A 13584-nucleotide genomic window follows, 5' to 3' on the forward strand; every position below is an offset into this window, starting at 1 on the left:
CTTTTGTGTTTCTGTTCTACGATAAACAGCTCGAAGAACTAATCGTCTTTTTGAATATGCACATCCATTTGTGGGAACGGAATGCCAATACCGTTTTCATCAAGCTTGTCTTTAATTTTTTCTAAGTTTTCCCACATGTACGGCCAGTAGTCTTCGCTTTTCACCCACGGGCGAACAATAAAGTTTACTGATGAGTCACCCAATGCACTTACTGCCACATTTGGCGCGGGAGTCGGCAAGGTACGCTCGTCTGCATTTATGACGTCTAGCAACACTTGCTTAGTTTTTTGCAAATTAGCACTGTAAGACACACCAATCACCATATCTACACGTCGTGTTGGCTCTTCCGTAAAGTTAGTAATTTCAGAGCCAGTAATGCGTGAGTTAGGCACAATCACTTTTTTATTGTCTGGTGTTTTTAGCACAGTGGTGAATAGCTCAATTTTTTCCACAGAGCCTGCAATACCGCCTGCATCTACGTAGTCGCCCGACTTAAACGGACGATAAATCATAATTAGCACGCCCGAAGCAAAATTAGAAAGCGAGCCTTGCAATGCCAAGCCAATAGCTAAACCGGCAGCACCTAAGATGGCAATAAATGACGTAGTTTGAATACCTACGTGCGAAAGCGCCATAAGCAGAGCTGCGATGACGATAATAGTGCGCACGATAGCCGCAATGAACGACACGACGGCATTGTCTACTGAAGACTTACCCAGTCGTTTCGACAAACTGCGCGAAATAAACTTAGCGAGCATAAATCCCACAACGAGGATAATAAGCGCAACTGCAATTTTTCCGACAAGAAGAAGTATGGCTTCTTGGTTCTCTTCAAACCAACTTAAAACGTTATCCATTTATGTTTCCTCGTTTGTTGTAGCTTTGTTTTTCGTAACTTTGTTCTTCGTAACTAAATAATTCGGTTTTAGCGGCTTTCTGCACTAAATATGTATTGCCCCTGGCTGTTAGGGTTACCCACCATGCGTAACGCGTCACGTATCACTTGAGGCGCCTGTGCAGTCGGCTTTAGGTGTCCGTTTAAGGTATAGCCAGTGTTGCTTAATTGTAGATTAAAGAAAATACCTAGCATATTGTCTTCTGGCATATTCAATACCACCTCTCCAGAGTCGCATTGAGCCGTGACTTGGTAGTCGCCCACGCTTTCCCAACTCTGTCCAATTCGGGTGGTTACATCAAACGCTCTGCCTTGTCCTTTCAAAGCACTACATAGCGGTTGGCCCTGATTAAACTCTTCAATATGCAATGTGTACTCCCCCCGAACAGGGACCAATGCCGCAGCGGGTATGTCTAACCAGTTTACGGTTTTCTCTAAGTCACCACGAACCATAAGTTCTTCCACACTAACACCAGACATACTGGCATTCACATAGCCATTGAGTGCAAATGGATTAGATTGCCCGCTCTGTACGCTCACCTTGGTGGCTAACTTTCCGGTGAATAGCGCTAACGGGAATATTTCCCATGCGATGTTTTTCACCACGCGCCCCTGCACTTGAACGGTGTCCACTGTCCCATTCCATATAGTTCCCGTTACACCTGAAATGTGTACCGATTGCGGAATAGGTGCCCAGTGAGTGACCATACGTGCGGGAAGGAACACCACCAACGCACCTAGGTAAACAATAACGACTAAGGAAATTAACTTAAACTTCATCCTGCGGCTCTTACCTGTAATTTACGCACACGAACACGGCCCGGCTCATTCGCCGAAGACACGTCTACACTTTCAATAATAACGCCAGCAGAACTTAGCCGTTCTATGTACGCAAGTACCGTTTCAAATGGAACTTCGTCCACCACTAAAACGCGCGAGCGTTCTTGGGTTTGTATCCGTGTAATTACCATTTCTAGTTCATTCGCTATACGGTTAATTTCACCACTCAATGCAGAATCGGTAACCGTTGTGCTTCCGCTGTTTTGGCTATTTGCACGCAACGCCACAATTTGCGCCACACGTTGTTCTACATATGTTGCCAACGTTCTTTCGTTATCAAGCCGTTGTTGTGCACTAGCGATACCGTTATGAATTGGCTGCCATATACCCAACCAAAATCCACACACTAAAAGCAACACGGCTAGCGTAGTTAATAGCGTTCTTTCGCGCGCCTGTAACGCATTCCATTTCTGCTGATAAGGAGCTAGTTGCGTCTGAATTTTCTGAGAAAGCTGTTTTAACTTGTTACTCAAAACGCACCTCCTCGAATCGTCATAGAACCTGAAATTTGTCCGCCACGATTCACCAGTTGCCCTTGCTCTATTTCCAGTTGCTGATTGCGAACCGCGGCTTGGAATCGCTCAAACGCTTGGAAATCTTGGCCATTTGCTTGTAAACGTAGTTCTTGGTTCGCTTGGTCGAACTGCAAAACATTAAGCGACAGCTCTACAGAGGAGAATGCTGGCGTTAACGCATTCATTAAATCTAGGAAACCACCAGCAGCGCCACCCGACAAACGAGTAAGCTCATTGTCCACAAGCCTGCGCACATTATTCGGTAATTGCGACGCTGAAGCATTAATGCGTTGATAGTGCGACAGCGTAATTTCTTGATAGGCATTTGCTTCGCGGTGCATCGACCAAATAGAAGCGCCTTGCATAACTAAGTAGGTCACCAAGCACACGCTTGCTGCAAAAGCAGGGAACTTGAAGACACCCAAACTCGTTTGTTTCTTTTCCTTCTGCCGAAACTCACCTTGCAGCAAGTTAATATTTTGCGCTGGATTGTTATAAAGGGTATTCAGCATGGCCGATAGTGCCAGCTCTACCTCTGCGTCTGTAATGGGAGCAGGAGGTGTTGGCCAGTGAACTTCGCCAAATGCTCTAATCGAGCTCGGCAATTCTTCTGGATCGCTTTGGCTTACCGCAAACCATTCAGGCTCAACGCAAAGTCCTTCATAAAGAGACTTTCGTACAACCCAGTCGTTATTAAATTGCGCAACCGACCAAGTGCCCTCTTGCAAAGGTAAAGCCAGAGCGTCGGGATAAATACCCTGATATGAAAGCTTGGCGCGCTTCAATGCGTCTAGCCAAATCTTAATTTGTGCCTTCGCTATGACTGCAACGGGCAGTTCAGCTTGCGGCGATGACGCTGCGGGCCATGAAAAATGCAATTCGCTTACGTCTTGGGACACTTCATCTTCTAGCGCAAAAGGAATCACTTGAGCCGCTTGCCTGCGCGACTTAGCCGGCAGCTCTAACGCATGAAAACTCATGGCGGACACAGCGCCTAAAATGAACACCGCTCGATTACCTATCTGCTCGGCAACCTCCGGTAAACTGTGTAAACCGTTTCCTTGCCCCGAAGCAATAATTTCATGCGTTTGCATATTTTCTATATGCCAGAAAACAGCCTGCTCTGCCTCTGCGGGTAAACGAATAACTGCTACTTCACTCATTCTCTACGTATCCTCCACGAGAACGGTGTAATACAAAGCTCGCCCCTTGCGAAACTTGTAAAATCGATGTTCCATATAATTCTAATTCACCATATTGAATTTGCGCCTGCAGCTCAAAATATTCACTGGTGAGCGTTAAGTCTTCAAAATCTGAGCCTTGGTTTCCTGCTTCGTTTAATGCTTGCAAACCAGGGTCTTGTTTAATGTCATCTACCGTATCATAACCTTGCTCTGGACGATTACCAATAAGCGACTCTGCGGCAGAAATATCGATAGCGCCTCGAAAAAACGCAACAACAATTTCTGCCTTTTCAGGATCTACGGTATTTAAATTAAAATTCCATTCACGAACATTAGGAATAACACAAATATAAGGCCGAAGCTGCTGATAAACTTCGCGAGTATAACCAGCAACTTGTCGTAACTCTGAAATATGGCTCATCAACGTATTGGCCGCCAAATAAGGTTGCGGCAACGACTCATAGTCTGGGTCTTCTGCACCAATAGACTCATGCAACATGCTGTCTTCGTCTAACCAGTCCATAAGCGTTGCGGTCAATCTTTCCGCCTTATAAGAGTCAAACTCTAAGACTTCAAGCAGCGCTTGGTAGCGCTCTTTTGCCATTTCCCGGTCAGCCGACTCACCTTCCTGGAGCGCCAAACTATTAATATTAAAGCATGCGTGCAAGTCTTTCAGTTGACCGCCTATCGTACCTCCGCGAACCGGGAACGGTCCTTGAGGCTGCGCCCATGGCTGTTGCAAATTAAACTTTCCTTCCTCTTCCTCTTGCACTCCAAGTAATACTTGTTGTGCCAGTGCTTCCGCACTTAACCAATGCCAATAGGCTTGTTCCGAAGACTCATGGGCACCAGTACGTGCCAATTGATAACGCAATTGGCCGCTCATTTTCACGGCAATGGCGGCGACAATCGCAATCACCAATAAAACGGTGATAATGGCTACACCTTGTTGTCTTTGTTTAGTTCGGCGCATTCAAATCCTCCGAACCATTCCCCGATTCTTGCCGCACCTCACCCATGGGTATTGGCCCCGAGGTTAATAATACTCTTTCAAAGATACCTAAATACTCGTGCTCTAGCTTCACCCGTACAATGTCGGGAAGTTGACCTTCGACAGACCAACGTTCAAACGATTCGCCTGCGCGTTCAAAAACCACTTCAAAACTTACCACATGTTCTAGCAAGTTCTGCACTGTTGGCTCACCTGAAGCATCGTCAACAAATGGAGCATGAACACGCTGTAATACATTGTCGCGTACTCGATAAGCAACCGGTTGTAATTGCGAACGCGGAAGAACATCTCCAGGATTCTGCCAACCCGCACGTACAAACCCCATTCCACCCATGTCGCTGTCGACAACGCCACCGTCATTCACGGCATAAACTTGGCGCCTTTCAATGGGAGTGCTGCGCAAAGGGCGAGCAACCATTTGCCGTATATCACGGTCCATGAGTAAAAAGGCGAACTGTAATTCACTTATGGCTGCTTGCTGCTGACGCGAGGACTCGTCGGCTCGAGTCATTTGTAGCAACACAGAAGAACTCGCAAGTCCTATAATTGCCAGAATAGCGATGGCAATAACCACTTCAATGAGGGTGAAGCCGCGTTGTTTCATTAACGCCTCCCCACAAACGTACTTAGTTCAGCGAGCACCTGTCCGTTTTGTTCTGCCCGAACTCGAACGGTAACTTCACGCAAATCCTCGGTGACTGTTTCAACGACCTGCACCTGCCAGTACCATTCACGCTGGGCAAGCTCCATTTCACCACGTTGATTATTTCGAGGCGGCCACTGCCCTTCCTTTACTTCTGTTTTCACCACTGCCAACTGGTTACTGGCGATCCATTGTGCGTAATAGCGAGCTTCTAGCCTTTGCGTGCTGGCGATATGTTGGGTAGCAACCGTAAGCGCAGCGAGTGCCCCAAGCGCGAAAATCGACAAGGCAACCATAACTTCAATAAGCGTGAATCCGCGAACTTTTACCATATTGCGTTTTCAACCTGATTCAGTTCAACGCCGCTTCTGCCGTCAAAACTTACCGTAGCATCAGGGTCCGTAATCGGCCGGAACTGGACACGAAAAGGAACAAATTCAGAGCTTTCGAAAATAATAACCTGCGGTGTTATTTTGCGTTCTTCGTCTTCTTCGCGGTCTTCGTCGTCTTCATCGATAGAGCTAAAAGTTAACGAGTCCATCGCGTCTTCGTTCTGAAGCAGTTCAAAGTCGCCTGGAATAAATACAATTTGGTAGTGTTCAGAAAGGTCTTTCGGGGTAATTGGCGCTTGGTTAATCACTTGCCAGCCTTGCTCATTCCATAATACAAAGCGATAGCCATCGTTTTTAAACTCTATGCCTGCAACCCATTGGCGAAGCAATGCTTGCTCTCTTACATGCCTAAATTGTTGCGCGAACTCTTCGGCAACTTCGTCCGGAGTTTGCTCCGAACTTCGCTCTGGCAATTGCAAAACAATAACCCAAGCCATTAAACCCACAATTGCGGCGACAACCATAACCTCAACAAGCGTGAAACCTAATTGTGATCGCCGCGGAACAAACATATTAAGGGTTGCTGCTCGTATCGTTCATGTTCCAAGTGCCAATGTCGTCTTGCGTACCAGCTTGCCCATCTGGTCCCATTGAGAAAATGTCGTAACGACCGTTCTGGCCAGGACTCACCAATTGATAAGGACTATTCCAAGGGTCGTTCGGTAATCTACGAATATATCCACCGGTACGGTAGTTGCGTGGGCGTGGGTTCACTTGCGGCTCGCTCACTAATGCTTCCAAACCTTGTTGCGAGGTTGGGTAATTACCGTTTTCTAGATTGTACATCTCCATAGCATTTTCCAAGGCGGTTAAGTCGCTCACCACCTTCTGGCGATCGGCAGTTTCCTTGTTCCCAAATACATTCGGTACCACTATGGTTGCCAAGATACCTAAAATCACGATAACAACCATAAGCTCTAGAAGTGAGAAACCTCTTTGCTTGGACATACTCATATTACATTCCTATCTGTTGATTCAAATTCATAATTGGCGTAATGATAGCCAGCACAATAAATAACACCACGGCCGCCATGCTCACAATAAGCAGAGGCTCAAATATCTTTAAACTTACATTTACGGTGTTGGAAAATTCGTTGTCTTGAGTGTCTGCACATCGCCGTAACATTTGTTCAAGTTCACCACTGCGCTCGCCAGAAGCAATCATATGCAGCATCATCGGTGGAAATAACTTACTTTTACTCAGTGCCGCCTTTAAACTCGACCCTTCTCGCAAGTCGTCCGCAGCTTTCTCAACGGCCTCGCGCATTCTTAGGTTACCCATAACCTGCGACGTAATACGCATACCGTCGAGCAAAGGAATCGCTGACGCTGTCAGAATACTTAATGTTCGCGCAAACCGTGCTGTATTCACACCGCGAACCAAGTTTCCAATCATAGGAAGATAAAGATACTTGCTGTGAACTTTATAGCGAAAGCTTTTTTGCTTCATCATTCTGCCCCAAACCACTAGACCAATAGCGATTGCCGCAAGAATATAAAGGCCGTAATTTTGTAACGCGCTGCTGATGCTAATTAAGACTTGCGTTACCCACGGTAGTTCAGCACCGAGGTCGCTAAATTGTTCGACAATTTCCGGAACGACAACAGCGAGCAGGAAGGAAACCACGGCAACAGCAACAAGTGTGAGTACGGCTGGGTAAACTGAGGCTTGTACCACCTCGCTTTTCATTTTTTGTCGTTGCTCAGTATAGTCTGCTAAACGCTCTAAAACTTCGTCGAGGTGACCCGACTTTTCTCCAGCGGCAACCATGGCACAAAACAAATCGTCGAAAATGGCTGGAAAGTCACGCATTCCGTCGGCAAGGCTATAACCCTCAACAACACGGCTGCGCACTGCCATGAGCATTTTTTGTACACGAGGTTTCTCAGTTTGATCGGCTACGGCGTAAAGCGCTTGTTCAATGGGTAAAGCTGCAGAAATTAGTGTTGCGAGTTGACGCGTAATAAGCGCCAGCTCCGAAGTGCTAATTCCACGTTGAAACAGGCTTCCTTTGCGTTTCGAAGCTTTCTTTTCTTCTGCGTCTGCGGCTTCCACCGACATGGGGAATAACCCCTGCGCACGAAGTTGCTGGCGTATTTGACGTTCTGTATCGGCTTCTAGAACACCCGTTTTCTTCTTTCCACTCGAGTCGAGGGCTTCGTAGGCAAACGCAGGCATTTATTCCTCCCGAGTGACACGAAGCACTTCTTCTAACGAGGTCATGCCCTTAAGAATTTTGTCGCGTCCGTCTTGGCGAATACTCGGGAATTTCTGACGCGCATATTTTTCGATAGCTTGCTCGCCATGGCCATTGTGAACCAACTCTCGGGTTTTCTCATCAATCACCAAAAGTTCGTGGATGCCGGTTCGACCGCGATACCCGGTGTGGTTACACTCGGCACACCCTTTAGGCCGGTATATCTGAGCTTTCTCGCTTTCAGGTAATCCCAACAACGACAACTCATCGGCGCTTGCTTCATGCAATTCTTTACAATTGCCACAAAGCGTACGTACCAAACGCTGGGACAACACGGCTAGCAAACTCGACGACAGTAAGAAAGGTTCTATACCCATGTCTTCAAGTCGCGTTAAAGCGCCTGAAGCCGTATTCGTGTGCAACGTTGAAAGTACCAAGTGTCCCGTTAAACTGGCTTGTACGGCAATTTGTGCGGTTTCAGCGTCACGAATCTCACCCACCATCACGACATCGGGGTCTTGGCGCAAAATAGCGCGCAATCCACGTGCGAAAGTCATGTCCACTTTGGGGTTTACTTGAGTTTGGCCTACGCCTTCCAGTGCGTATTCAATCGGATCTTCAACCGTCAAAATATTACGGTCTTTGGTGTTTATTTCAGAGAGCGCCGCATACAGCGTAGTACTTTTACCCGAGCCCGTTGGGCCGGTAACGAGAATAATGCCGTGCGGTTTATGAATAAGGTCTGCGAAATGCGCCCTATTCTCCTTCGTCATGCCTAACTCGGTAAGGTCGAGCCGCGCGTTGTTTTTGTCTAACAAACGAAGCACTACACGTTCGCCATGGTTCGACGGCATAGTAGACACACGAACATCTACTGCTCGGCCTGCAATAAGCAGAGAGATACGACCGTCTTGCGGTACACGCTTCTCTGCAATATCCAGCTCAGCCATTACTTTAATACGACTCACCAGTAACGAAGCAAGCTTGCGATGCGGGCGAAGTATCTCGCGAAGTACACCATCAATACGGAAGCGAATGATTAGGTCTTTTTCAAACGTTTCAATGTGTATGTCTGAAGCACCTTCTTTAATGGCTTCACTCAACATCGCATTGATTAATTTGATAATTGGCGCGTCGTCTTCACTGTCTAGCAAGTCTTCCGTTTTAGGTAACTCTTCTGCCAGTGAGAACAAGTTCACTTCGTTACCAATGTCTTCCATTAGCTGCTTAGCTTCAGAAGAATCACGTTGGTACGCTTTTCCTAGAAGGAGGTCGAACGCTTCTTTTGGGTGTTCTTGAATAGCAAACTGCACACGCGTAAACCGCTTCACTTCATGCAAAGTAGCAATAGTTACGCCTTCACGAACATGAAGGATAGGGTTCTCCCCCTCCCACACTAAAACTGCACCAAAGCGTTTTGCAAAAGAAAACGGCAATCTTAGCTTTTGCCCATTGTCTACCGAAGCGAGGACTTCCTCACTCGGTAGATCTTGAGAAACAGAGTCCGCTTGCGAGGTCATTAGTTACCCTCGTTTTCCATAGCTTCGTCTAGCGCTTCAAAACGCTCGCGCATATATTCTTCTAGCTCTTGCGGCATCGGTTCGCCTTCAGGCCAGTTAGGAATAACTGGGATAACGTCTCGGCTTCGAAGTGAAACACCTTGGTCTTGCTGCATAAGCTGCTGCGCACGAATGAAGCTATATTTGCGACGACTTAACCCTGTCATTGTCGCGTCGTCACGAATAATAGTCGGACGAATAAAGATCATGAGGTTACGCTTTCTAGTACTTACGCTTGTTGATTTAAATAAGTGTCCAATGAGTGGAATGTCTCCAAGAAGCGGAACTTTTGAGAGGCTCTCTTGCACGTCTTCATCAATTAAGCCACCCAATACAATGGTTTGGCCGTCGCGCGCAAGCACTGTGGTTTGAATTTCACGCTTATTAAATGTGATATCTACCGCAGTAGCGCCAGCAATACTTGAAACCTCTTGCTCAATAAGAAGCTGAACCGCGTCACCTTCGTTAATTTGCGGGGTAACACGTAAGCGAATACCTACTTCGGTCCGTTCAACCGTTTGGTAAGGGTTGTTGTTATTTGAGCCTGAAGTAGAGCCAGTAATGGTCGGTACTTCCTGACCTACAAGGAACACGGCTTCTTGGTTGTCTAACGTGGTAATGCTTGGCGCTGAAAGAATATTAGAATTGGTGTTCGTAGCTACCGCTTGAACTACCGCACCCCAGGTGTCTTCCACCGTACCGAACAACAACCCATTCGCATTACCTAATAATTGCGCCAACAAGGTGAAGTCGCCACGCTCGTCTGGTTCACGCGTGGTAAATTCATTACCTGCGTTATCTACACGGGTAACTTCTGAACCTTCACGCCCTTGCGCTTGTTCTGCCGCTACAGCCAATTGCCCTAGTGGTACTTGTGTACCATTAGAGTGCTGTAACATGCCGTAGTCTTCACTTAACCACTGGACACCAAAGTCGGTGCCATCGCCTTCAAATACTTCAACAATAATGGCTTCAACTTGAACTTGAGCACGGCGAATATCGAGCTGGTCTATAACACTTTCAATGGCATTCAATAGATCGGGTTGGGCTGTAACCACTAGCGCGTTTGTGGCTTCGTGAGACTCGATGCTTACTTCCGGGCCAGAGCGACGCTGCTGAGTGTTGGTTCCAGAACCTGCACGTTGCTCTTCAGCAATTAAGGTGTCTGTCATACCACGTAGCAGTTCAACCATTTCTTCTGATTTAGCATAGCGAAGATAGAAAACTCGGGTGTTACCGCTAGTTTCCATTTCTTGGTCGAGTTGACGAATTAAGCGAATAACACGTTCACGAGCACGCTCTTCACCACTCACTAAAATTCGATTAGTACGCTCGTCAGCAACTACCCGGGGGCGCAACATTTCCGGCGTATTTGTACCTTGTTGGGCAAACACGCTTTCAGCTATGCGAACCATTTCCGAAGCAGATGCATGCTCGAGCTGAACAATTTCTACGTCTTGGTCGCCAACACGGTCGACTCGGCGAATGATATCCACCAAACGATTCACCACAGCTGCTCGGCCGGTAATCAGAATCACGTTCGACGGGTCGTAGTGCATGACTGCACCACCGCTAGTTTGGTCGTTTAACTGACGCAATAAAGGCGCTAACTCTCGAACAGATACATTTTGTAACGGCACAACACGAGTAACCCACTCGTCTCCTTCACTCTGACCTTCATCAACAACAGGAGAAGGTGCATTTTTCGCGTCTCGATCGCGAATGACTTTTAACGTGCCACTTTCCATTTCAATCACGGCATAACCATGAACAGAAAGCACACTGAGGAAAAACTGATAATACTGCTCGCGGTTCATCACGTCATAGCTGCGAACATTTATGCGGCCTCGAACCTCTGGATCAACAATGATGGTTTTTTCTAAGTTGCGACTTACAACCTGAATAAATTCATTAAGATCTGTATTACGGAAACTCGCAGAAAATTCTTCCTGCTGTGCAGATGCTTGCCCTTGCTGTGCAAAGACAGGTGTACTCAGTACACAGGCTGCTATGCATACGATTCCAATCCGTTTCAAAAAAATCATTCTTTGCTACCTATTCGCTGGTCAGGTAAATATCAATGTCGATGATTTCACCATTACGTAAAACACTGACTTGGGCTTCTGTCATACCCTGAATTTCGTTCATAAGCTCTACAGCTTCAACCATATTGGTTAAGTCGTATCCGTTAATGGCGATGGCTATGTCGCCTGCCTCAAAACCAAGTTCGGCAAACTTAGCGGCGTCGCCCTTCGGACTAATTCGGTATCCTAAAAGTTCGGAGCCGTTTCTCTCGGGCTGAATAGAAATAAGGTCTAATAACTCTTGCTGTTGCGAGCTCAACTCTACGTCATTTTGCTCAGCAGCTACATTACGAGCGGTAGAACTCGAAGAAGAAGTGACCAAGCTCAACGGAGCTTCAGAACCGTCTCGACCTTCAAGCCATAACGTTTCCACGCGACCACCATTTTCTAGTAGAACTCTATCGCTAAGTATTTCATTTACCACGGCACGGCTGCCTTGAATTGTGTCGCCCGGTATGTACGTTTGCTGGTTGCTGCCTTGTTGAATAATTGCTGCTGACAATTCTGGGTTACTACTCGCAGTTACCCCCACCAACCTTACGTTAAGTGTTGTTTCTGGCGCATCCACAACCTGTTGTGCTGCGCCGCTTGAGGCTTCTCCAAAAAGATGAAGTTGCTGGATGCGACGTACATTCACACCGCGGTCTGAACTCACAGACACATTACTCATATTTATAGCTGTGGAATTAATCGCCGGCGCGGGCGTAATTAGAGCCCAAGTAATCTTCGCTAACCAAATAGCCGAAAGCCCCAGTAATAGCACTGCGACTAAATTGAGAACATTCCGCAACAAATTAGGATTGCCCAGGCGGTTAATTAATGTACTTGTATGAACCACTTATTATTTACTTCTTGGTAGTTGAATCAACATTCTATACTGCGCACCTGTATGCAACAACCTCATAACATAAAATACTGACCATCAAAGTTTATGCTCTTTCATGTTAAAATCATTCTTCATTTCACAACCCTTTGATACTGGTATGCAGCAAGAACAAGTGCGACTCGACAAATGGCTTTGGGCTGCTCGTTTTTTCAAAACGAGAGGGCTAGCACGTTCGACCATTCAGGCAGGAAAAGTTCAATATAACGGACAAAGAACTAAGCCCGCTAAGGTTGTCGAAATAGGTGCCGAATTAGTCATTCCCAGAGGATATGACCGCGTCACTGTTATTGTCACTGCATTAAGTGATCAAAGACGTGGTGCAGACATTGCGGCAACGCTTTATGAAGAAACAGAAGCCAGTATTAAAAAACGCGAAGAGAATGCTGCAGCACGAAAAGCAAATGCGTTGTATAATCCGCACCCTCAACAACGCCCAGACAAGAAACAACGGCGTGATTTGATTAAGTTTAAAAACCAATAGGATTTAGCATGTCAGCAAAAGCCAATGCCATTCACCGTTTTACGTTTTCAGACTATGACGTGCGCGGCGAAGTCGTACAGTTAAATAAAGTATTTTCCGACTTATGCGAAGGTCACCAGTACCCTGCGCCAGTGAAGAAACTACTTGGCGAGCTTTTGGCGATGACAAGCTTGCTTACCGCAACATTAAAGTTCGAAGGCCACATAAATGTCACGCTGCAAGGCGATGGCCCTGTGAACTACGCTACCGTGAACGGCTCACACGACCAGTCATTGCGTGGTGTTGCACGTGTTGTCGGTGAAATTGAACAAGACAACCTTCCGGCTTTAATTGGAAATGACGCGTTGCTCATTATTACTTTAACCCCTTCCCAGGGTGAGCAATACCAAGGCGTGGTGAAAATTGAAGACGATAATTTGAGTGCCGCCATAGAGCGTTACTTCCAGCAGTCTGAGCAGTTACCTACGCGCGTATGGCTACATGCCGACACAGCTGACATGAATTGCGGCGGTTTGTTCTTACAGGTATTACCCGGTACATCACAAGACGACTCGGGCTTTGAACACACGGTTGCACTAGCAGCGACGCTTACCGCAGAAGAGTTATTCGGACTAGACGTTCAAGCTATTCTTCATCGGTTATACCATGAAGACGAACTTACGCTTTATCCGCCACAAAACGTACAGTTTGTATGTGGCTGTAGTCGTGAACGCACTGCTATTGCGCTTCGCAGCATTGACCGCAACGAACTCAGAGAAATTATTCAAGAAGATGGTGAGCTAAAGCTTACCTGCGACTACTGCTTAACAGAATACGTGTATGACGCGGTAGATGTTGAAGCGCTAGATGCTCATGAAACACCGCCGCAACAACAATAGCGGCGGTATTCTTTAGG

The 13584-nt window shown here is 46.8% G+C and carries 15 protein-coding genes; 2 read left to right on the forward strand and 13 right to left on the reverse strand.

The window, feature by feature from the left end; translation table 11 throughout:
• Positions 1–38: 38 nt before the first annotated feature.
• The 13 genes from DQX04_RS06405 to gspC all read right to left on the reverse strand — a co-directional run bounded on the left by DQX04_RS06405 (position 39) and on the right by gspC (position 12160).
• Entirely contained in the window at positions 39–857 is an 819-nt protein-coding gene (locus DQX04_RS06405) for a mechanosensitive ion channel family protein (protein WP_111915076.1), read from the reverse strand.
• A 68-nt stretch (positions 858–925) separates the two neighbouring features.
• Entirely contained in the window at positions 926–1675 is a 750-nt protein-coding gene (locus DQX04_RS06410) for a type II secretion system protein N (protein ID WP_111915077.1), read from the reverse strand.
• Positions 1672–2208, reverse strand: coding sequence for a type II secretion system protein M (locus tag DQX04_RS06415; RefSeq protein ID WP_165831956.1), 537 nt, complete (start codon positions 2206–2208; stop codon positions 1672–1674). The genes DQX04_RS06410 and DQX04_RS06415 overlap by 4 nt, the downstream gene beginning before the upstream one ends.
• Positions 2205–3413 (reverse strand): type II secretion system protein GspL, encoded by a 1209-nt coding sequence (gene gspL / locus DQX04_RS06420; RefSeq protein ID WP_111915079.1) that lies wholly within the window; start codon positions 3411–3413, stop codon positions 2205–2207. Before gspL ends, DQX04_RS06415 begins: the two co-directional genes overlap by 4 nt.
• Entirely contained in the window at positions 3406–4407 is a 1002-nt protein-coding gene (gene gspK / locus DQX04_RS06425) for a type II secretion system minor pseudopilin GspK (protein ID WP_111915080.1), read from the reverse strand. Before gspK ends, gspL begins: the two co-directional genes overlap by 8 nt.
• Positions 4394–5050, reverse strand: a complete 657-nt coding sequence (gene gspJ / locus DQX04_RS06430; protein WP_111915081.1) for a type II secretion system minor pseudopilin GspJ — start codon at positions 5048–5050, stop codon at positions 4394–4396. Before gspJ ends, gspK begins: the two co-directional genes overlap by 14 nt.
• Positions 5050–5421 carry a type II secretion system minor pseudopilin GspI gene (gspI, locus tag DQX04_RS06435; RefSeq protein ID WP_111915082.1) on the reverse strand — a complete coding sequence of 124 codons (372 nt, stop codon included), beginning with the start codon at positions 5419–5421 and terminating at the stop codon, positions 5050–5052. Before gspI ends, gspJ begins: the two co-directional genes overlap by 1 nt.
• Positions 5415–5993 (reverse strand): type II secretion system minor pseudopilin GspH, encoded by a 579-nt coding sequence (gene gspH, locus DQX04_RS06440; protein WP_111915083.1) that lies wholly within the window; start codon positions 5991–5993, stop codon positions 5415–5417. Before gspH ends, gspI begins: the two co-directional genes overlap by 7 nt.
• Before the next feature lies 1 nt (position 5994).
• Positions 5995–6435 (reverse strand): type II secretion system major pseudopilin GspG, encoded by a 441-nt coding sequence (gene gspG / locus DQX04_RS06445; RefSeq protein ID WP_111915084.1) that lies wholly within the window; start codon positions 6433–6435, stop codon positions 5995–5997.
• Between the two features lies 1 nt (position 6436).
• A complete protein-coding gene (gene gspF, locus DQX04_RS06450) occupies positions 6437–7660 on the reverse strand; it encodes a type II secretion system inner membrane protein GspF (protein WP_111915085.1) in 1224 nt (407 codons plus the stop codon).
• Positions 7661–9199 (reverse strand): type II secretion system ATPase GspE, encoded by a 1539-nt coding sequence (gspE, locus tag DQX04_RS06455; RefSeq protein ID WP_111915086.1) that lies wholly within the window; start codon positions 9197–9199, stop codon positions 7661–7663.
• On the reverse strand, positions 9199–11283 hold the full coding sequence (gene gspD, locus DQX04_RS06460) for a type II secretion system secretin GspD (RefSeq protein ID WP_111915087.1): 2085 nt from the start codon (positions 11281–11283) through the stop codon (positions 9199–9201). Before gspD ends, gspE begins: the two co-directional genes overlap by 1 nt.
• A gap of 10 nt (positions 11284–11293) precedes the next feature.
• On the reverse strand, positions 11294–12160 hold the full coding sequence (gene gspC, locus DQX04_RS06465; protein ID WP_111915088.1) for a type II secretion system protein GspC: 867 nt from the start codon (positions 12158–12160) through the stop codon (positions 11294–11296).
• Between the two features lie 103 nt (positions 12161–12263).
• Here gspC and hslR point away from each other — a divergent pair, with 103 nt between their 5' ends.
• Both hslR and hslO read left to right on the forward strand, forming a co-directional pair.
• The gene (gene hslR / locus DQX04_RS06470) at positions 12264–12689 is read left to right on the forward strand and encodes a ribosome-associated heat shock protein Hsp15 (RefSeq protein WP_243618921.1); all 426 of its coding nucleotides are present in this window, start codon (positions 12264–12266) and stop codon (positions 12687–12689) included.
• 8 nt (positions 12690–12697) lie between these two features.
• Positions 12698–13567, forward strand: coding sequence for an Hsp33 family molecular chaperone HslO (gene hslO, locus DQX04_RS06475; RefSeq protein ID WP_111915089.1), 870 nt, complete (start codon positions 12698–12700; stop codon positions 13565–13567).
• The last annotated feature ends 17 nt before the right edge of the window (positions 13568–13584 follow it).

Source organism: Aliidiomarina sp. B3213, assembly GCF_003290085.1.
GTDB lineage: Bacteria > Pseudomonadota > Gammaproteobacteria > Enterobacterales > Alteromonadaceae > Aliidiomarina.

Bases quoted from the DNA above. Each gene is read 5' to 3' on its own strand.
- hslR (WP_243618921.1), top strand. From the start codon at position 12,264: ATGTTAAAATCATTCTTCATTTCACAACCCTTTGATACTGGTATGCAG.
- gspL (WP_111915079.1), bottom strand. From the start codon at position 3,413: ATGAGTGAAGTAGCAGTTATTCGTTTACCCGCAGAGGCAGAGCAGGCT.
- DQX04_RS06410 (WP_111915077.1), bottom strand. From the start codon at position 1,675: ATGAAGTTTAAGTTAATTTCCTTAGTCGTTATTGTTTACCTAGGTGCG.
- gspI (WP_111915082.1), bottom strand. From the start codon at position 5,421: ATGGTAAAAGTTCGCGGATTCACGCTTATTGAAGTTATGGTTGCCTTG.
- gspD (WP_111915087.1), bottom strand. From the start codon at position 11,283: ATGATTTTTTTGAAACGGATTGGAATCGTATGCATAGCAGCCTGTGTA.
- gspG (WP_111915084.1), bottom strand. From the start codon at position 6,435: ATGAGTATGTCCAAGCAAAGAGGTTTCTCACTTCTAGAGCTTATGGTT.
- hslO (WP_111915089.1), top strand. From the start codon at position 12,698: ATGTCAGCAAAAGCCAATGCCATTCACCGTTTTACGTTTTCAGACTAT.
- DQX04_RS06405 (WP_111915076.1), bottom strand. From the start codon at position 857: ATGGATAACGTTTTAAGTTGGTTTGAAGAGAACCAAGAAGCCATACTT.
- gspH (WP_111915083.1), bottom strand. From the start codon at position 5,993: ATGTTTGTTCCGCGGCGATCACAATTAGGTTTCACGCTTGTTGAGGTT.
- gspF (WP_111915085.1), bottom strand. From the start codon at position 7,660: ATGCCTGCGTTTGCCTACGAAGCCCTCGACTCGAGTGGAAAGAAGAAA.
- gspJ (WP_111915081.1), bottom strand. From the start codon at position 5,050: ATGAAACAACGCGGCTTCACCCTCATTGAAGTGGTTATTGCCATCGCT.
- gspK (WP_111915080.1), bottom strand. From the start codon at position 4,407: ATGCGCCGAACTAAACAAAGACAACAAGGTGTAGCCATTATCACCGTT.
- gspE (WP_111915086.1), bottom strand. From the start codon at position 9,199: ATGACCTCGCAAGCGGACTCTGTTTCTCAAGATCTACCGAGTGAGGAA.